This is a genomic window from Phycisphaeraceae bacterium, from assembly GCA_020639155.1.
In the GTDB taxonomy this organism is placed as follows: domain Bacteria; phylum Planctomycetota; class Phycisphaerae; order Phycisphaerales; family UBA1924; genus JACKHF01.
In genome coordinates, this window is record JACKHF010000002.1 from 741,036 (window position 1) to 759,409 (window position 18,374).

General features: G+C 56.5%; 21 protein-coding genes and 1 tRNA gene. 15 read left to right on the plus strand and 7 right to left on the minus strand.

The features are described from left to right. Positions 1–90: 90 nt before the first annotated feature. Both H6815_13760 and H6815_13765 read left to right on the plus strand, forming a co-directional pair. Positions 91–459 (plus strand): rhodanese-like domain-containing protein, encoded by a 369-nt coding sequence (locus H6815_13760; GenBank protein MCB9861506.1) that lies wholly within the window; start codon positions 91–93, stop codon positions 457–459. Between the two features lie 44 nt (positions 460–503). Continuing rightward, complete coding sequence (locus H6815_13765; GenBank protein MCB9861507.1) at positions 504–1,544, plus strand: hypothetical protein; 1,041 nt, start codon at positions 504–506, stop codon at positions 1,542–1,544. Between the two features lie 75 nt (positions 1,545–1,619). Here H6815_13765 and rpsU read toward each other — a convergent pair whose 3' ends face one another. After that, positions 1,620–1,826 (minus strand): 30S ribosomal protein S21, encoded by a 207-nt coding sequence (gene rpsU / locus H6815_13770; GenBank protein ID MCB9861508.1) that lies wholly within the window; start codon positions 1,824–1,826, stop codon positions 1,620–1,622. A gap of 165 nt (positions 1,827–1,991) precedes the next feature. On the opposite strand from rpsU, the gene H6815_13775 reads away from it, so the two are divergent. The 10 genes from H6815_13775 to H6815_13820 all read left to right on the plus strand — a co-directional run bounded on the left by H6815_13775 (position 1,992) and on the right by H6815_13820 (position 11,581). Continuing rightward, positions 1,992–2,702, plus strand: coding sequence for an NYN domain-containing protein (locus H6815_13775; GenBank protein ID MCB9861509.1), 711 nt, complete (start codon positions 1,992–1,994; stop codon positions 2,700–2,702). Then, positions 2,684–3,100, plus strand: coding sequence for a hypothetical protein (locus H6815_13780; protein ID MCB9861510.1), 417 nt, complete (start codon positions 2,684–2,686; stop codon positions 3,098–3,100). Before H6815_13775 ends, H6815_13780 begins: the two co-directional genes overlap by 19 nt. Positions 3,101–3,146: 46 nt before the next feature. Continuing rightward, entirely contained in the window at positions 3,147–4,346 is a 1,200-nt protein-coding gene (locus H6815_13785; protein MCB9861511.1) for an AAA family ATPase, read from the plus strand. Positions 4,347–4,388: 42 nt separating this feature from the next. Continuing rightward, the gene (locus tag H6815_13790; GenBank protein MCB9861512.1) at positions 4,389–5,618 is read left to right on the plus strand and encodes a M20/M25/M40 family metallo-hydrolase; all 1,230 of its coding nucleotides are present in this window, start codon (positions 4,389–4,391) and stop codon (positions 5,616–5,618) included. A gap of 94 nt (positions 5,619–5,712) precedes the next feature. After that, positions 5,713–7,167 carry a fumarylacetoacetase gene (fahA, locus tag H6815_13795; protein ID MCB9861513.1) on the plus strand — a complete coding sequence of 485 codons (1,455 nt, stop codon included), beginning with the start codon at positions 5,713–5,715 and terminating at the stop codon, positions 7,165–7,167. 59 nt (positions 7,168–7,226) lie between these two features. Continuing rightward, positions 7,227–7,844, plus strand: a complete 618-nt coding sequence (locus tag H6815_13800) for a sigma-70 family RNA polymerase sigma factor (GenBank protein MCB9861514.1) — start codon at positions 7,227–7,229, stop codon at positions 7,842–7,844. Continuing rightward, a complete protein-coding gene (locus H6815_13805; protein ID MCB9861515.1) occupies positions 7,841–8,170 on the plus strand; it encodes a hypothetical protein in 330 nt (109 codons plus the stop codon). Before H6815_13800 ends, H6815_13805 begins: the two co-directional genes overlap by 4 nt. A gap of 171 nt (positions 8,171–8,341) precedes the next feature. Beyond that, positions 8,342–9,136, plus strand: coding sequence for a spondin domain-containing protein (locus H6815_13810; GenBank protein ID MCB9861516.1), 795 nt, complete (start codon positions 8,342–8,344; stop codon positions 9,134–9,136). Between the two features lie 187 nt (positions 9,137–9,323). After that, complete coding sequence (locus H6815_13815; GenBank protein MCB9861517.1) at positions 9,324–10,616, plus strand: Gfo/Idh/MocA family oxidoreductase; 1,293 nt, start codon at positions 9,324–9,326, stop codon at positions 10,614–10,616. 50 nt (positions 10,617–10,666) lie between these two features. Beyond that, a complete protein-coding gene (locus tag H6815_13820) occupies positions 10,667–11,581 on the plus strand; it encodes a TIM barrel protein (GenBank protein MCB9861518.1) in 915 nt (304 codons plus the stop codon). A gap of 12 nt (positions 11,582–11,593) precedes the next feature. Here H6815_13820 and H6815_13825 read toward each other — a convergent pair whose 3' ends face one another. From H6815_13825 to H6815_13840, 4 genes are all read right to left on the minus strand, one after another. After that, a complete protein-coding gene (locus tag H6815_13825; GenBank protein MCB9861519.1) occupies positions 11,594–12,151 on the minus strand; it encodes a hypothetical protein in 558 nt (185 codons plus the stop codon). 190 nt (positions 12,152–12,341) lie between these two features. Next, positions 12,342–12,414: transfer RNA gene (locus H6815_13830), tRNA-Lys, on the minus strand. 131 nt (positions 12,415–12,545) lie between these two features. Further along, positions 12,546–13,346, minus strand: coding sequence for an SDR family oxidoreductase (locus H6815_13835; protein ID MCB9861520.1), 801 nt, complete (start codon positions 13,344–13,346; stop codon positions 12,546–12,548). A 109-nt stretch (positions 13,347–13,455) separates the two neighbouring features. Next, complete coding sequence (locus H6815_13840) at positions 13,456–13,725, minus strand: hypothetical protein (protein MCB9861521.1); 270 nt, start codon at positions 13,723–13,725, stop codon at positions 13,456–13,458. A 184-nt stretch (positions 13,726–13,909) separates the two neighbouring features. Between H6815_13840 and rpmF the strand changes: the two genes are divergently transcribed. The 3 genes from rpmF to H6815_13855 all read left to right on the plus strand — a co-directional run bounded on the left by rpmF (position 13,910) and on the right by H6815_13855 (position 16,466). Next, a complete protein-coding gene (rpmF, locus tag H6815_13845) occupies positions 13,910–14,110 on the plus strand; it encodes a 50S ribosomal protein L32 (GenBank protein MCB9861522.1) in 201 nt (66 codons plus the stop codon). 284 nt (positions 14,111–14,394) lie between these two features. Then, the gene (gene plsX, locus H6815_13850; GenBank protein MCB9861523.1) at positions 14,395–15,429 is read left to right on the plus strand and encodes a phosphate acyltransferase PlsX; all 1,035 of its coding nucleotides are present in this window, start codon (positions 14,395–14,397) and stop codon (positions 15,427–15,429) included. After that, positions 15,426–16,466 (plus strand): ketoacyl-ACP synthase III, encoded by a 1,041-nt coding sequence (locus H6815_13855; protein MCB9861524.1) that lies wholly within the window; start codon positions 15,426–15,428, stop codon positions 16,464–16,466. The genes plsX and H6815_13855 overlap by 4 nt, the downstream gene beginning before the upstream one ends. A gap of 10 nt (positions 16,467–16,476) precedes the next feature. On the opposite strand, the gene H6815_13860 is transcribed toward H6815_13855, so the two are convergent. Both H6815_13860 and nadC read right to left on the minus strand, forming a co-directional pair. Then, a complete protein-coding gene (locus H6815_13860) occupies positions 16,477–17,337 on the minus strand; it encodes a biotin--[acetyl-CoA-carboxylase] ligase (protein MCB9861525.1) in 861 nt (286 codons plus the stop codon). Then, on the minus strand, positions 17,334–18,341 hold the full coding sequence (nadC, locus tag H6815_13865) for a carboxylating nicotinate-nucleotide diphosphorylase (GenBank protein ID MCB9861526.1): 1,008 nt from the start codon (positions 18,339–18,341) through the stop codon (positions 17,334–17,336). Before nadC ends, H6815_13860 begins: the two co-directional genes overlap by 4 nt. Positions 18,342–18,374 lie beyond the last annotated feature (33 nt).

Sequence of the window (18,374 nt, forward strand, 5' to 3'; positions counted from 1 at the left end):
CCTCCTCACAGGTGTACCGTGCATGGTTTCCGCCACCTGCTCGCTCGTCTTTGTCGAGCGATTGGTATCGGCAGGGCTCTACCATTCCGGATGGGCACATTGAACGATCAGGGACTCCCGCCGACATATCCATTCAAGCCTGAACTTGAGATGACGCCACGCAGCGCCATGGTGCATCTCGAAGGTGGCGGTCTTCTTATCGACTGCCGGACTGAAAAGGAATGGCAGACCGCGCATATCGAAGGTGCTGTCCTTGTCCCTCTCAATGAACTGGAGTCGCGACTTGAAGAGCTTGAAGAGCATCGCGATCAGACTATCGCCATCATGTGCCACATGGGCGGACGGTCTATGCGGGCAACCCTTCTCCTGCGAAGTCTCGGGTTTACTCAAGCCATGTCCGTGGCTGGAGGCATTGATCTCTGGGCAATCGACATCGACCCCAAGATCCCGCGATACTAAGGGTGGAGAACCAACTGCACTCCGCTTGCGTAACCTTGTATTGCGTGAGCACCCTCTCCCAACCAACTCGGCTGTTTGTGTGGATGCATCCTGCACAGGCATCGCTCGTACATGCCGTGGCCCAGTCGTGCAACTTGACGATCGCTGGTGTAGGATCGAACGAGCCACAGGGGGCACGCGACTGCGCAGTGAAGCTGCAAACCAACCCTATTGATGACATTCGTTCGCTGCTCGGTTCTGACAACTACGCGAAACAGGGTGACGTAATCTGGATCGCTGCCAACGCCGAGCAGATCGAACTTCGCTCAATCCATCAGGCCTCCGAGCGAGGCGTCGCAGTTCTATCGTGCGAACCAATACCAACGGATGTATTCAGGTTCTCTGGTGAAAAATACGGCACACATCCGTGGCAAAACAGCACCACAGGCAGACAATCACTTGCTGTCGGACCACTCGTACATCGTGCGATCAAGCAAGTCGCAACAGAGGATCACTTCGAGGAGATCGGTGATATTCAGTCGGTCACAGTTGATTTAGGTTGTCGCGCGGGCGACTTGACCGAGAATGCACTTCTGTTTTCGGCATGTGCCGCAATCAACGAGTTTCTCGGCGTGCCGGAATGGGTTATGTGCGCGCGCAACAAGCATCATGCAAGTGTGGCGTGCCAGACAGCCCAAGGGCAGATTGGCTCGCTCTCTGTAAGCAACGCACTCGGGAAATGGACATGGCGATGCCGGATTGCTGGCACACGAGGGCACATTCTGCTTGACGACGTATATGTTGCCCGCATTCTGTCCAGCGGCGACACAGAAGTATTGCGACACGCAGATTATGTTGAGTTGGAGAGGGCACAACCAAACGAGACAACATCACTTTTTGAACTGCCGTCAGCCGACAAACTGGGTGTCTATTACGTCTCAGAACATATTCGCAATGCGATTGCGCGACAGTTCAACACCAACTTGCCGCAGTATCCTCCAGTCGATGTCGGTGCTGCGCTATCACTGATGCACGCAATATCGCTTAGTTCGCGAACACGACAGCCCGAGTCGCCTCGCAGTATTGCAGCCATGTCAAGCGCATAACCAAATCGCCCAAAAAAGAAACACGGCCTGACCATTGGCCCGACCGCATCTCGCACTTGTATCTGTGACAGCAGTTTAGAACCCGCCTGGTGACCGATCTGTCGTCATAACACGACGCGGACCACCCTTGCGGACTGCACGGCGCTTGCGCTCTGAGGGTTTCTCGTAGAACTCTTTGCGCTTGACATCCTTGGTCAGACCTTCCTTCTCGCACAGCTTCTTGAAGCGGCGCATGATCTGCTCTGGGCCTTCACCGGGACGTGCTTTGATTCGAATCGCCATGGAATGGACTGCTCCGTTCGTATTGTGATCAACCCGGGTGCAAGATCGCCCGCAGGGGCCAATGGTGGGACGTTCGGTGCCCAAAGTCAAGTGTTATGCTGCACAAACACCGAATCGTGCCGATGGTACGCATGATCTCGACCCACATACCGCTCGGGCTCCATCATGCTCCTGATCGACGCGTACAACCTGCTGCTCCAATCAGATGTGGTCCCTGCCTCGGTCACGGGTATGGACCTCGTTGACCTGGCTGAGGCTCTCGAATCAAGCCGGTATCTGGGCCGGGGGATCACATTGGTCTGTGATGGCCGGATCTCGGGAGCCCTCGCCCGGCACCACGAGAAGCACGGCAGGAACCCGGATATCCGTGTTGTGTTCTCCGGCATCAATCGATCTGCGGACGACTTGATTGTCGATCTGGTTGACCACTCGTCATTTCGCAGGCGGATCACTGTCATCACCAACGACATAAGGCTGGGTCAGGATGTCCGCAGGCTCGGTGCGAGGGTTGATACGTGCGCACAGTTCCTCCATGGGCTTGCGTCCGATATCGAATCAGCTCAATCCAGGCCCAAGCCACGCAGACCTGAGGTGCCGCTTGATTCTGCGAGCACCGCTACATGGCTTGAGTTCTTCGGATTCTCGCGTGATGGGGCTCATCCCACGATCACGCCAATGCTGCGATCGCTCGAGTCAAACCCAGCCAAAGTCCCTTCAGAACCAGTTCTGAGTCCTGCAAAGCCTGCTCCAAGAAAACCAAAGCCCAAGCCCCAGCAGCGTGTTATTGACCCCGATCTCGTGAAACTCTTCAACGAATGCGGGCTCGCGATCGATCTTGACGATCCAGACCTGTTGCAATGGCTTGGAACAGACTGATACCAATCCACTCACTCTCTACCGCACTCGTGTGTGCTGGTATGGCATTGCTTGGCGGATGCCAGGCACGTGTCTCGCACGTCGGTGGCGGCACCGCGATGTACGCAGGCAGGACTCTCACGACCACACTCCCTGACGATGTACGCGTCCCAGCTGTGCTGGCTGCGGCCGACGCAACGATGCGAGCACGCGGGTACACCGTCCGCCATCGCCGCGACACCATGGACAACGGGTTTGTAGTTGCGGTACCACCAGAACGCAGCCTCGGTGAGAAAGTGACTGTCCATGCGAGCATCGCCCACGGCGGCACGTTCGTCGAGATTACTGCTGATCCGTTCGGGAATCATGCGTTGTCGGCTGCTGTGCTCGATGCCATGCTACAGCGGCTCGGGCTTTGAGCGACATCCGCACACTGCGTGCTCGTGATGAATACGCTCTCTGAGCATGGCCAAGCGGACCACAAAGAAAACCACTGCAAAGAAACCCACGAAGAAGCGTTCGATGGATGCCAAGCCGAACGCGGGCGATGCTGCAGCTGCTCAGGCACTGTCCATTGACTATGTTCCGATGGACCGGATCATCGGCCACGAGCGAGCGATCGAAACGATCGATGCTGCGATCGCATCGGGCAGATTGCATCACGCGTGGATATTCTCGGGGCCGTCAGGCATCGGCAAGTGCACTGTCGCGCATGCGATGGCGGGTGTTGTGCTTGACCCAACAACAGCTGCGGGACTCGACGGCAGAATCAGACCGGAACAAGAGAGCGACACACAGGAGAAGCTGCGCGCGGGGATGTGTCCCGACGTGCATCTCGTGCGCAAGGAACTCGCACGGTTCTGTTCTGAACCATCCGTGCGCAGTTCCAAGCAGCAGAATATTGCGGTGGATGTGGTGCGGGAGTTCCTGCTTGCACCAGCACAAATTCGATCAGCACATGCTGGCAGCGCCATGGCATCGAGTGTGTACATTATCGACGAGGCAGAGCTGCTCCAGGCACCATCACAAAACGCTATGCTCAAACTGCTGGAGGAACCCGCGCCGGGTGTCGTGCTCATTCTTGTAACCAGCCGTGAGGATCGATTGCTCCCCACGATCCGCAGCCGGTGCCAGCGTGTCGCGTTCTCATCACTCACCGACTCGCAGATGAACGAATGGAAGGACAGATTCCTCAACGAGACAGGTACGCCGATCGCAATGACCGAACGACAGACGCTGCTCGACTTTGCGCATGGCGCTCCGGGTCTTGCGAAGCTGGCAATCGAGACCGGACTCCACAACTGGGTGGACACCATCGAACCCGTTGTAAAGCAGATCGTGTCAGGCATCACACCGATCGGGTTTGGAAACGAGGCGTGGTCGCTCATTGATGACTGGGCAAAGTCGTGGGAGAAATCGCACGCTGGCGCGAGCAAGGACGCTGCAAACAAGCAGGCGTTTGTCTATCTGCTCCAGATCATCGGATCGCAGTTATCCCGGATGCTCACCCGCTCGATCGATCAGCACGACGCGCGGGAACGATGCCTTGGCGCGATCGAACTGCTTGATGAAGCGCAGCGGCAGGTCGCGTCGAATGTGCAGATTCCGCTCGCGATGGACACGTGGGCAGCCAAAGCAGCCGCTGGAACCCTGGCTGCTGTCTGAACCTCGCATTTGTATCAGCCGGACTGCCTGCAACAATGCTGCATGGGATCATCTGCGCCAATCCAGTTATCCGCTAACGAGAAGCGACTGTGCGACATCATTGCCAGCCGTTCATCGAAGCTCTTCGACGAACTCAAGCAGCACGTTGAAACATGCACCGGCCCCACTGCAGATGGGAACACGGATGGTCTCGACTGGACGCGATCGCACTTCGTATCACGACTCGAAAAGCTCGGCGCGACAACGACACTCACGCCGGGCGACGATCGTCCGGACTGGCTGCTTAGCTCAAAGAAATCTGTTGCCGCAGCACTCCCGCCAACCGCTGTGTGCGCGCGTCTCAAACCAGACATGAAGCGCGTGCTGATCGCGGGCCATCTCGACACAGTCCACGCCGACACGAGTCCGTTCAAGGCATTGACAGTTTCAGCCGACGGAACAACCGCGACCGGCCCCGGATGTGTTGACATGAAGGGTGGGCTCGTCATCGCGATGAACGCACTCGAAGCACTCGATGAGGCTGGTATTAGCGCGTCGTGGTCGTTCCTGATGAACTCCGACGAGGAAACCGGGTCGTACTGCTCAGCGAGAGTACTCGAATCCGCAGCACGGTCGCATGACTTTGGTCTCGCGCTCGAACCTGCACTCCCAGGAGGCAAGCTCGCGGTCGAGCGCATGGGCAGCGGGCAGTTCTACATTGAGACACATGGTCGCAGCGCGCACGTCGGGCGCGACTTTGCATCAGGTGTCAGCGCTGTGACAGCCCTCGCGAAAACGCTCGTGCAGATCGACGACATCGCGGACGCTGAGACCGGGCGCATTATTTCGGTCGGTCCCATTGAGGGGGGTACCGCGACGAACGCTGTGCCGGAGCGCGCCCGCGCGTGGGGCAACGCGCGATACGCAACGCAGGAGATCGCTGACGAGATCGGCGCAAAGCTCGATGCGCTTGCGACATCGACCGACGCAATGCCGAGTGTGATGGTCAAGCGCTCGTTTGTCCGTCCGCCAAAGCCGCTGATCCCGGCAACAGAATCGCTCGCGCTTACAGCACGCGAGGTTGCTGAGCATCTTGGGCAATCGCTCCCGTTCACATCCACCGGCGGCGTGTGTGACGGGAACAACCTGCAGGCTGCGGGCTTGCCGACGATTGACACGCTGGGTGTTCGTGGCGGCGGATTGCACACAAACGAGGAATGGATCGAACTCGCAAGCCTCGTCGAGCGGTGCCAGTTGCTCGCGGTGCTCATCCACAGGCTTTCGGTGTCGTAACCTCTTTCGGTCTCCTCGCCCGATTGCCCACCACCGCACCTGTGCATACGGTCAAACTCTGGTCCACACATCATCGCACGGAGACGCATCACCCATGGGCTACGAGATCAACGAGACACACGATCCGAACCTGCAGTCGTGGGTCGAGAGCGCGAACGATCCGAACACGGATTTTCCTATCCAGAATCTGCCGTTGTGTGTCGTCAACGCAACAGATGATCTTCCGGATGAAACAAAGCTCCATGACATCGCTCGTAATGACCCATCAATCACCATAGCTACATTTGGTGTTGTTGTTGGGGACAGAGTGCTGCAACTCAATCAGATCTCAAACAAACTTGCGACTGTCATCAATGGCCTGACACTCCACGGGTTTGGCGTTCGCGTTACTCCAGACGGGGTTGCGACATGCCCCGAGCAAATTCTTTCGCACATAGTTACATACTGGGCGCAAGTTCGTCAACAACTCGTACATTGGCTCCGGACTGATGGTAACAACTGGCTTCGACAGAACAGCGAGTTGCGACCACACCTGTTCAGGCCAATCTCTGAAACAACGCTGTATCCGATCTATGCTCGCGACTACACCGACTTCTACGCCTCGCTCTACCACGCCACGAATGTCGGCTCGATGTTCAGGCCGGACAATCCGCTGCTCCCCAACTACAAGCACATCCCCATCGGATACCATGGGCGTGCATCGAGCATCGTCATCAGCGGCACCGATGTGCGCAGGCCAAACGGGCAACTGCTTCCCGGCGCAACGGTAGAAGATGGTGATCCTGTGTTCGGCCCTTGCAAGATGCTCGACTACGAACTCGAAATGGGAGCGATCGTCGGTCGCGGCAACGCCCTCGGTGAGCCCGTGTCTATCGAGAACGCTGAGGACCACATCCTCGGGTTGTGCATCCTCAACGACTGGTCAGCCCGCGACATGCAGAAGTGGGAATACCAGCCGCTCGGCCCGTTCCTTGCAAAGAACTTCGCATCGACCGTTAGCCCGTACATTGTGACAATGGAAGCTCTCGCGCCATTCCGATGCCCTGCGCAGGAACGCGATGCAAGTGATCCCACGCCACTCCCGTATCTGACCAGCGATGCCAACACACGCGCCGGCGGGTTCGACATCACGCTGGAAGTGTTCATCCAGTCCGAGCAGATGCGCCAGAAGAACATCAAGCCGATGCGGATCTCTCGCGGTAACTTCAAGGATATGTACTGGACGGTCGCGCAAATGCTCGCGCATCACACGTCCAACGGGTGCAATCTCCAGCCGGGCGACATGCTCGGGAGTGGCACGATCTCAGGCCCCACGCGCGACGCGAGAGGCTGCATGCTCGAACTGACATGGGACGGCGATCCGTGGGCAAAGGAGCCGAAACTCGTGCCGGGATCGCAGCGCACGCCGATCACATTGCCCACAGGCGAAGAACGCAAGTTCCTTGCTGATGGCGACCAGATCATCATGCGCGCGTTCTGCGAGCGGGACGGGTTCCGTCGCATCGGGTTCGGCGAGTGCCGTGGAAAAATCCTGCCCGCCAGCGCGTAAGTATCCCAGCACATGCAACCGCTCATGGCATTTGGAACGAACCATCTCGTGCATTTCCCGTGAGCGAACCACCAGCACATCCAGCATCTGTCCCGAGTACGTCACCGGATCGTGTCGCGATGCTCGCATCCTGGCTCGATGAGCATGGCGACGCGATGTACCGGTACGCCCTGCTGCGTCTCGGGTCGGCCCACGCTGCGGAGGACGCGGTGCAGGAAGCCTTGCTGGCAGCCATGCAGGCGAAGTTCGACGGGAAGTCGGCTGTCCGGACGTGGCTGATCGGGATTCTGCGGCACAAAGTGCTCGACGAGATCAGAAGACGCACAAAATCTGCTAGCTGGATGCAATCTGTGCACGATATCCTCGACTCACAAGTGGCGGGTTTTAAGCAGAACGGAAACTTCGACCACGTGCTCGCAGTATGGGATGATCCTGTTGAGGGGCACGAGGCCGAACTTCGTGATATGCTGCGCAGCGCGATCGACCGTCTGCCCGACCCGATGCGACAGGCGTTCTGCCTGCGCGAGATTGACAATGTTCCAACGTCCGAGATCTGCACATTGATGAGCATTACAAAGGAGAATCTCTGGACACTTGTGCATCGAGCCAAAGCCCGGCTTCGCGCGGACATCAGTTCACGCCGATATGGTGACGAGTCACCGGGAGGCGTGCGATGATCCGGTTCTTCCGCATTCTTTGGTACGTGCTCACGATGCGCTGCGAGGAAGCAGATCGCATTCGGTCCGTGGGCAACATCGCCGATCTGAAGTGGCGTGAACGCATCGGCGAGTCCCTCCACCGTCTGCTCTGTGGGTCGTGCTGGAAAGCAAAGAGGCAACTCTACCAACTGAAAGCAATCACGAAATCATTCCGTGATCAGGAACTCGGGCAACTGAAGGTTCCAGCCCACAACCACTGCTGCGACCCAGTACAGGAGATTGCCCCATCGCTCGATGCTGATGCAAAGCAGCGAATTCTCGACGAACTGAAAAAATCGCTCTAGTTTTCTGTCAGGTTTGCGCATTCCATCCGACTCACTTCTCAGAGGCGGTAGAAGCGTCGCGCAGAGACCGTACGTCGCGCGACCATCCACATACACGTGCATGTTGCATTCCGGCCCATGAGGCGCCGCGTAGTTGCATGCTCTCACCACACTGAGGAAAGGGCAGAAGATATGAGAGTTCACATTCCAATCACATTCATCGCACTCGCAGCAGGATCGGTCGTTGTCTGTGCCGACCCAGGAAACCTCACAATTACTGTCACTAACACGCAGGCGGCTGGCGGGTTTGCCTTCTCGCCGTTCTGGTTCGGTTCGCACGACAGTTCCTTCGACCTATTCAACTCCGGCAGCAGCGCTTCAATGTTCCCGGGTGTGACGAGCATCGCGGAACTCGCAGACACCAGCGCGCTGACAACCCATTTCAGCAGCGTACAACCAAACGGCACGCAACTAACCTTCGCCGAGCCAAACGGAGCACCGGTCTTCACGCCGGGTGAGTCCGCATCGATCAATCTGTCGGTCAGCGATACATCAATGCAGCGATATCTCAGCTACATGTCCATGGTCGTTCCCAGCAACGATCTCTTTGTTGGCTCGGACAACGCGATCGAGTTGTATGATGCGATGGGCAACTTCAACGGCCCTGTCACGATCAACATCTTCGGATCGAATGTGTATGACAACGGATCGGAAGTGAACAACATCCAGAACGGCGGCGCGTTCATCATGGGTGTCAACGCGATGCTGGGTGATGACGAGAACGGCAACATCCATCAGTTCCTGAGCGATCCAAACTCGGGCAACTACATCTCGTCAATCATCGGGCTGACTAACGGAGCCGGTATGACTATGACGACCGGGTTCGATGACACAACACTGCTGGGAACGATCACGATTGTGCCAGCGCCAAGCTCGATTGCACTGTTGGGCGCGTTTGCTCCGATCGCAATGCGTCGCCGTCGATAAGCACATATATCTCTTCTCATCTCTGCTGAAGACACGCAGCCTGCGATTCACACCGGATCGCAGGCTGTTTCTTACTGAACCGCAGCATTCAAATGCCAGCAAGCACAATCCGCTCCAATCTGCTAAAATGTGCGCATCGGGCTTGTGCCCGCGTGCTCGCACTATCGTCTGGCAGATCGGAGACATCATGGCAACATCACAGAATGGACTGACCCGCCGCGACCTTGTCAAGACCGGCGCTGCACTTGGTGCTGGGATACTGGTATCTCCGAGCTTTGCTGCACGGACGGTTCGTTCATCGAGTGAGCAGATCCGTGTTGGTGTGATCGGCTGCGGCGGACGTGGGACTGGTGCTGCGATCAACGCACTCGCTGCACATCCGGCAACGTGCATCGTCGCGCTCGCGGATCTCTTCGAGGACAGACTCAACGGCAGTCTCTCGCATCTTCGCAGCCGTGAGGATGCCGAGTCACGCGTGAAGATTGATCCCGCGCATACATTCGCAGGATTCGACGCGTACAAGAAGCTGCTTGCTATCAAGGAAATTGACTACGTCATCCTTGCCACACCGCCCCACTTCAGACCGATCCATTTCGATGCAGCAATCAACGCGGGAAAGAACGTCTTCATGGAGAAACCCGTTGCGGTTGATCCGCACGGCGTGCGCATGGTGATCGACGCGGGCGAACGAGCAAGAGCGCAGAAACTCTCCGTCGTTGCTGGCACACAGCGCCGCCACGAAAGGTCGTATCTCGCACTCATGGAACGTATCCAGAGCGGCGAGATTGGTGATGTTGTGGCAGCGCAGTGCTATTGGAACCAGGGCGGACTCTGGGTCCACGAGCGCAAGCCCGAGTATTCCGACATGGAATGGCAGTGCAGGAACTGGCTGTACTTCTGCTGGCTCTCCGGCGATCACATCTGCGAGCAGCACATCCACAATCTGGATGTGGTCAACTGGGCCAAGGGCGGCCCACCAGTCAAAGCAACAGGCATGGGCGGACGTCAGGTGCGCACCGAGGACAAATACGGGAACATCTTCGACCATTTTGCAATCGAGTACGAGTACGCCGACGGCAGTTCCCTGATGAGCATGTGCCGGCAGATCGATGGCTGCGCCGGTCGCGTCGAGGAGGTGCTGCGAGGATCCAAGGGAACATCTGTCTCGCGCCCCGGATTTGCAGTACTCAATGGTGCAAATGAGTGGCGATTCTCTGAGAAGAACGGGAATCCCTACGACGACGAACACCACGATCTCATCGCATCGATCACAGGTGAGGGTTCGTATCTGAACGAGGCGAAGCGAGTTGCTGAGAGCACACTCACCGCGATCATGGGACGTATGAGCACGTACACCGGTAAGCAAGTGACGTGGGAGCAGGCGATGAAATCGGAGTTGAATCTCGCGCCGGACACATACTCGTTCAGCGATCTGAAGACCGATCCGGTGCCAACACCCGGCAGGACACCCCTGATCTGAATACGAACCGATCTGACTCCCACACATCCTTAAGCATCCGGATCCACATTATGGAACGCAGAACATTTCTCGCTGCTGCTGGCGGCGCACTCGGGTCAACGGTTGCGCTCGGCGCATCAGCGATAAAGCCAACAACACATCGTGACGAAAAGTTCTCCATGCACTTTGCGCCGCACTTTGGCATGTTCCGCAACAAGGCTGGCGATGATCCGGTCGCGCAGCTCGAGTTTGCTGCCGATCAGGGATTCACCGCGTGGGAAGACAACGGCATGCAGGGACGCTCTGTCAAGGATCAGACGCGCATCGCAAAGGCAATGGAACGCCTGAACATGAAGATGGGTGTGTTTGTGCTCAATCCCAACTCGGCGTGGGGTCCGACGTTCAGCCAGGGAAAGAAGGAGGACATGGATGCCTTCGTTGATGCGTGCAAGGGCGCTGTCGAGGTCACGAAGCGCGTCAACGCAACATGGATGACCGTCGTGCTCGGCAAGGTGCATCCACGCATCGACATGGAATACCAGACAGCCTACGCGGTCGAGACACTCCGGCGCGGCGCAGCTGTGCTCGAACCACACAACCTTGTCATGGTGCTCGAACCACTGAATCCCTGGAACCATCCTGACATGCTGCTCGCGAAGATGTCGCACGCGTACCAGATCTGCCGTGCGGTCGACTCGCCCGCGTGCAAGATTCTGTGCGATCTGTACCATCAGCAGATCACCGAGGGCAATCTCATTCCAAACATCGATCGTGCGTGGGACGAGATCGGGTACTTCCAGATCGGCGACAACCCCGGGCGCAACGAGCCGACCACGGGCGAGATCAACTATCAAAACGTGTTCAAACACATCAAGGACAAGGGTTTTACCGGGATCATGGGCATGGAGCACGGCAACAGTAAGGGCGGCGCTGATGGTGAGCAGGCGGTGATTGATGCTTACAGGGAGTGTGATCCTGTTAGTTGAAATCCACGCTGGTTATTCTTTGCGTGTTTGAAGGTGTGCTGTTCGTCCCGGCGCACGCACCCGGAAGTCTGCAACAACTGCGAACCCACTTACACGACACCCAAGTTTCCTGAGCCAGCCCGCCATCACAGAACTCGACTGATGCCCGAGCCAGTAACTCGATGCATCTTTCACGAAATACATCCGTCTGTTTAGGTTGTATATTTCTGAGTCGCGCTGGCGATCAAACCGTGATTCCAGTTCAACCAGCAACTCGCTTGCGTCGGATCGTTCCACATCAATCTCGTGGATTGTGGTTGCGTAACCATCGAGCTCCCAAAGCATATTGCCATCCGCACCCAATGGTCCGAAATCGTGTTCACGACGAGCAAGCGTTCCGGGTGTTGGCCAGAAGAACACGATCGAGCCGTACAGATACGACTGCTGATCCTTGGCATACCACCGCCAGTCGCCGTACCCCCACTCAACAAATGCGTTGTTGTCGTCCTTTGGCAGCCAGAGTCTGCTGGTGTCACCATAGTCAACAAGATAGACGGTTGTTGGATCAGCAACGTGTACAGGCGGACGCACGGTGTATGCACAGCCAGCAATCAATGGCGTAGCGCAGAGAGCAAGCAAGCGACATATGACCGAACGCCATGTATCACATTGAACCGTCTCATGCGAAGATGTCGTGTCGAGCATCATTCGTCTGCATAAAGCAGGCAAGGCTCAGAAGGTTCAACAAAACAAGCACGCATGGGGTAGACAAAGAAGTAAGTACCCCCCATAGGACTCGAACCTATAACCCGCTGATTAAGAGTCAGCTGCTCTACCGATTGAGCTAGGGAGGCAAGGCAACCTGACACGCCCGAAAACGTGGCTTGCTGCACAGCCGAGTGTATGCCGCACACCGGTTCGGGTTCAACCGCGGCAGTCCAGAGCGGGGGATTCCACTACCGACAGTCAGCCCCTGAAGCTGCTGTCAGGCTCCGATGATGTTGATGCCCGAATCCACGTAGATGGTCTCGCCCGTGACACCAGCACCAAGATCGCTAGCAAGGTAGACCGCGGTGCCTCCGACATCGCTGCCCTCGGTGGGACGGCGCAATGGGGCTTTGGTTTTCATCGCTTCACCCAATGCGCCAGCACCTCCGACCGCGGACGACGCAAGCGTGCGCAGATAGCCGCCGGAGATCGCGTTGACACGGATTCCGAACTGTCCCAGATCTTCTGCAAGGTATCGCGTGGTGCATTCGAGCGCAGCCTTGGCAACACCCATGACGTTGTAGCCTGAGACAACTTTCTCAGCGCCGTAGTACGACATGCACATGATGGAGCCGCCGTGCTCGGGGCTGGTTTTTTCCATGATGGGCTTTGCGCGCTGCGCCATTGCAAGCAGTGTGTATGCGGAGATGTCAATCGCGGACAGATACGCCTCGCGTGTTGTTGTGAAGAAGGAACCTGGCTGAAGGAACGAACGATCTGCAAACGCGATGGAATGCACGAGGCAATCCATCCGCTCTACTTCCGCTTCATACTTCGCAAACACTCCGTCGAGATCTGTATCGCTCGCTGCATCGAGCGGTGCGAGCCACGGCTCATCGCCTTCGGCATGAAGTTCCTTTACTGCACTGCGCGTGCGACGCTCATTCTTTTCACCGGGAAGGTGGGTGTAGCAGCAGCGCATGCCGTGCTGTGTGAGCGCCTTTGCGATGTGGAACGCGTATGAATGGTTGTTTGCGATTCCAACGATCAAACCGACCTTGCCATCCAGCAATCCCATGCGCGTTTCTCCTCGTATTTAAGAAGCCATCCAGCAGCAACGAGTTCCGCTGTCGCTGTGAGGCGTCAGTTTAGACCGCAGATGGATCTGAGGGACAGGCGCACACCAGTCAACCCTGAATGTCTATGTGAGGGCGATCATCGTCTGCGCGAGGGTGCTGCTGCGATGGAAGTTGCTCTGCATGGGTTCCCTTGCCGGTATGATCGTCGGTTTCATTCTGTTTATGCGGCGGATCGACAGCATCTGCGGTTTCGACGCTGGAGATCAGCACCTCGTCGCTCTGCTCTTCTGATTCGCTGGCTGTCGGTTTGCGCCGAGTGACAGCCCTCGTCGGCCGAATCGGCTCGGGTCCGGAGGGGCTGATCGGTGAGATCGGCATGGCAGAATTATCGTCGGTTGGTCAAAAAAGCAACCAGATTTCAGCAGTTATCGTCCTATAAAGTCCAACAGATTACTTTGCTTTGACGACAAGCTCAAACCTGACTATCCTTGGTGCTCGACTCGGGCTGGCTGATCCATCGCGAGTCTTTCCGGTTACACGTTGTCTGTTTGAGAGGGATCTCATGCTTCCCCCATTTCGTCAATCCTACGGGCGTTCACGCCGTCGCCGTTCACACGACGCATTGAAGTCGTTTGCTGTTGGCATTGACCCGCTCTCTGGTGATCCCAAGATGCATCATCGTGCATGCAAAAAGTCGGGATATGTCCGGCCGGGCCTCAAGATTACCGTCAAGAAGCTGAAGATCGGTATCGATCAGGACTGATACCCTTGTGATTCATTTCGGAATCTGTAACTGCGCGGTGTGGGACTGCGCATTTTTTTGTTGTGGAACAGCAAGTGTCAGGCTGATCACCTGGGCATCGGAATACGTGTCGCAAGCGGTGCATCTGACAGGGAGTCGAGAGTCTCCACTGTTGTTTTTTTGCACCTTCCAGCCTGCTCCCTCCTACTATCTGCCGGTTCTCTTTTCAGTTGTCATGTCCGATTGTGTTACCCCGAACTGCCTTTGGACATGAGCCCAGATTGTTTCTGTATATGGACTGATTGATGCGCATTGCTGTTGACATCATGGGTGGCGATCACGGCCCGGATGTGATTCTTCGTGGCTGTATTGACGCACTGGAGATCATTGCGCCAGAAGATGAGATTGTGCTCGTCGGCCCCCGGGAAACGATTGAAGAGATTCTTGAGGAAAAGGGGATCGCAGACACGCGTTTGTCCATTCACCATGCATCCGACGTGATTGCGATGGACGAATCACCAGCTCGTGCAGTGCGATCAAAGCCGGACTCATCAATCGTGCAGATGGCGCTTCTTGGCTCAAAGAAGGTTGAGAACCCTGTTGACGTCGTGCTGTCCGCTGGCAACACAGGTGCATGTGTATCTGCTGCGATCATGCAGATGAAGCGTCTTCCATTTGCGCATCGTCCCGGCATTGCTGTCACGATTCCCGCGTTTCATGGGCCGGTCGTTCTCTGCGATGCTGGTGCAAATCCAGAACCAAAGGCAACTCACCTGTGGCAGTATGGCATCATGGCGGATATATACGCCCAGAAGGTGCTTGGTATTGAGAATCCTCGCGTCGGTGTCATGAACATTGGTTCTGAAGAAGGCAAGGGCACAGATATCATCCAGGAAACCCGCGAACTGCTAGACAACACACCCGATCTGAACTGCATCGGATATGTGGAAGGACGCGATTTCTTTGATGGCGTTGCTGATGTCATTGTCACCGACGGGTTTATGGGCAATGCGATGCTGAAGATGGCAGAAGGACTCGCAAAGAGCCTCTTTGCTGCGATCGCGCAGGAGATCTTTGAGATTGATCCTGATCTTGCTGTACAGTTTGAGCCTGTCGTCAAGAGGATCTATGCAAAGAACGACTACCATGAGCATGGCGGTGCGCCGCTGCTTGGTGTGAATGGTGCGTGCATGATCGCACACGGTTCGAGTGAAGCTCGGACTATGAAAGCAGCGATCCGCAACAGCCTGAACTTTGTTCGTGCAAATGTGAATGAGCACATTATTCATCGGCTTGAGCAAGCTGAAGCAACAAGAAAACCCGAGCGGGAGCCTGCATGACACAGTCGCGATATCGAGGCGTCGGCCATGGATCGATGCACGGCGTACGTATCGCGGGGTCAGGTGTCGCGCTTCCTGAACGCAGACTCACGAATGCCGATCTCGAAGCAATGATGGATACATCCGACGAATGGATCACCCAACGAACGGGTATTCGTGAACGTCGCATGATCGATCGTGAGAACAGGGGCGAGTGCACACTCACGCTCTCTGTCAACGCAGTGCAAACAGCTCTCAAGTCTGCAAGCATTCGCGCAAAGGATGTCGAGCTTGTTGTGCTTGCAACCATGACGCCGGAGATGCCATGCCCTCAGACATCAAGCCGGGTTGTCGACCTGATCGGAGCAACACCCGCCGGTGGCTGGGATCTGACTGCGGCGTGCTGCGGGTTTGTCTTTGGTCTGAACTCAGCAGCTGCCATGATACATGCAGGGATGTATAAAACCATTGCCCTGATCGGTGCAGATACATTGACCAAGCACATGGAGTACAACGACCACGGACGAGCGTCGGCGATCCTCTTTGGCGATGGAGCTGGCGCGATTGTGCTGACTGCTGACACGGACACATCGAAGGGTGTGATTGCCCAGTCGATGCACTCTGATGGCGGCCAGTGGGAGCATCTGTATATCCCTGAGCACGTGACCGATTCACCCGACGCAAGTACCCCAGTGGATCCGTCGCAGTTTGACAAGCTCGTGATGAATGGGCGCGCTGTGTTCAAGTTTGCAGTGACGACATTCTCCAATCTCATTGCCGAAACACTCGACAAAGCAGGCATGAATCCTGAGGATGTAGATCATTACGTATGCCATCAGTCAAACGCCCGAATCCTTGAATCCTCCCGCGAACGCTTTGGTCTTCCGCAAGAGAAACTGCACGTCAACATTGATCGCTTCGGCAATACCGTCGCAGCATCCGTCCCCATCGTGTATCAGGAGCTTGTTGACGCTGGGAAGATCCACGAAGGACAGCGTGTGATGTTCCTTGGGTTTGGCGGCGGACTCACGTGGGGTTCAAGTCTCTGGCAGATGTAGACCACAGCACTCAGCCAAGTTCGCACCATCCATCAACCTGTGTCACACGAGCTGTAGCGGCATTCACATATTCAACCCGTTCCTCTGTATCGATGCAGATTCCATCCCACGGGTCTGTTGCACAGATTGTGCCTCGCACAGTTGTATTCCCCGACACTACTGTACATACACGATGCGCAGTTGCATCGTTGCGCTGCCATTGTTCTTTTATGTTTGCAACTGAGCAGTTTCTCAGCATATCAAATGACCGCAACCAGTCGCAAAGGATGCCCAGTCGAATATCTTCGTTTTCTGAGAGACTTCCTGTCAGCATCTCAAGCGATGTCGCTCTGTCCCGTATCGTCTCTGCAAAGTCTTGTGTTTGCTGATGAACATTCAGTCCAACACCCAAGATCAGTACATCACCGTGCTGCTCAACAAGACAGCCAGCACACTTGCGGCCTGTCGCACGCTCAACAACATCGTTCGGCCACTTCACGCCAATCCGCCCCTTTAGTGCAGGGAACCGAGTTGCTGCAGCATTGACAACCGCAAGCCCAGCGCACGCAACAATGCCAGGAGGTGTTTCACACGCCAGAATGAGAGATGGATCTGGGATCTTTGTTGAGTGTGCGCAGACAACTGGCAGCGTGATACTCAGCGCAACACCCAGGCCATGCCCGTCTGAAGTCTGGTGCCAGATACTCCCACGTCGTCCACGCCCACCAGTCTGCCTGTCGGCAACAACAAGCCAGCCCGGCTCGCAGCGTTGCGATGCTTCTGCAGCAACGTCCTGCGTTGACACGACCTCGTCCAGCACGCGTACATGCGACACGCACTCAAGCGATGGAACTGCTGACGCGAGTGCACTCTCCCAGTGCGATCTGCTCACGCGGATGCGCTCGCTGAGTCGTTCTCTACATCAACCTGAACTGTGGTTGGCGGCGCAAGATGCACAACACGCACGTCGAGTCCGACATCGAGCCATGTTGCCTGATGGGTCACGGCACCCAGACTCATGCGATCCACACCCGTTTCCGCATACTCACGGATATTGCGCATTGTGATGCCGCCACTTGCTTCGAGCTTCATCGGCGACTCCGCATCATTGCGCCGTGCAACTGCATGTGAAATCTGATCCGGAGTCATATTGTCGAGCAGGACAATATCAACAAGACCGGTTGGTAACGTCAGCAAAGCGTCAAACTGCTCAAGCGTATCGACTTCAACCTCAACAAACCGGACAGACCCGCCCTCATTCGCGCGTCTTGGTGCAACCTTCTCGGCAAATTCGATCACAGTTTCGGCGAACTCTGATGGTGATTTTCCAGCAACATGGTTGTCCTTGATCATCACAGCGTCGAACAACCCGACACGATGGCAGAAACCGCCACCACAACGTACCGAGTACTTTTCGAGCACGCGCATCCCGGGTGTGGTTTTCCGTGTATCGAGTATGTGCACGTCCGTTCCTGCTGCAGCAACATACCTTGACGTCGTGGATGCAACACCCATGCATCTCCCCAGCAGATTCAGGAGGGTGCGTTCTGCCGCAAGAATCTGACGCATCGAACCAAGCAGCATGCCAATTGATGTGCCCGCTGTCACGTGCTGGCCGTCCTGTTTCAAGGGTCGGAACAGCACTGCGGGCGCAAAGACATCGAGCACATCGCCCACTGCTGCTAGCCCAGCAACAACACCATCTTCGCGAGCAACAACCGTCGCCTCACAGCGGGCCTTCTCAGGCACAGTCAACTCGGTTGTGGGGTCACCTGAGCCGGAGTTCCGCTCGCCCAAATCCTCCTCGGCTGCAAGTTCCATGAGCTTGCGGACGAGCCCCCGGGCGTTCAGTGCTTCGTAGAGTTCAGAGAGTGACAGCGCGTTCAGTTCATCCATACGCCAGCATGGTAGACAATACTGTCAGAAACA